At 77.1% G+C, this 656-nt stretch carries 1 protein-coding gene; it reads left to right on the top strand.

Features of this window, described 5'->3' with window-relative positions:
• Positions 1-419: DegV family protein (locus N869_RS15755; protein ID WP_035063272.1), on the top strand; the 419-nt coding region annotated here is incomplete at its 5' end.
• Between the last annotated feature and the right edge of the window lie 237 nt (positions 420-656).

Raw genomic sequence — 656 nt, 5'->3', positions numbered from 1 at the left:
CCGCGCGCGCGGCAGCCGCCCGGGCGCACGGGAGCACCGTCCTGTTCGCCGTTGACACCCTCGAGCACCTGCGGCGCGGGGGCCGTCTCGGACCGGTCGCCGCCGCCCTCGGGACCGTCCTGGGCATGAGACCGGTCCTCGGCGTCCGGGACGGGCGCATCGAGGTCGTCGACAAGGTCCGCACCAGCGCCCGTGCACGCGACCGGGTGGTCAGCCTCACCGTCGAGGACGCCCGTCGCCGTCGCCGACCGGTGGTCGCGGTGCACCACCTGGGTGACCCCGACCTCGCCGCGGACCTCGCCGAGCGGATCGAGGCCCAGGTGCCCGCCGTCCACCGGGTGCACGTCGCTGAGGTGAGTGCCGTGGTCGGCGCGCACGTCGGGCCCGGGCTGAGCGCCGCGGTGGTGGCGGACGCCTGACCCGTCGGTCCACAGGGCACGACCCCCGCCCAGACCCGGACCCTGCCTGTCCCTAGCCTCACGCCGTGGACGAGGACCGCAGCAGACACACCGCGACGCACGAGCCGCTCGCGTCCTCCCCGGGCAGCCGGCTCGACGACCTCGCCCGAGCGCGCCGCGACCGGGCGGTCACGTCCGCCTCCCGCGCCTATGCCCTCGCGCACGGCGTCCACCAGGACGCCACTGACGCCGCCGGCG

The organism is Cellulomonas bogoriensis 69B4 = DSM 16987, from assembly GCF_000767165.1.
Classification (GTDB): domain Bacteria; phylum Actinomycetota; class Actinomycetes; order Actinomycetales; family Cellulomonadaceae; genus Actinotalea; species Actinotalea bogoriensis.
This window is presented reverse-complemented; position numbering and strand designations above follow the sequence as displayed.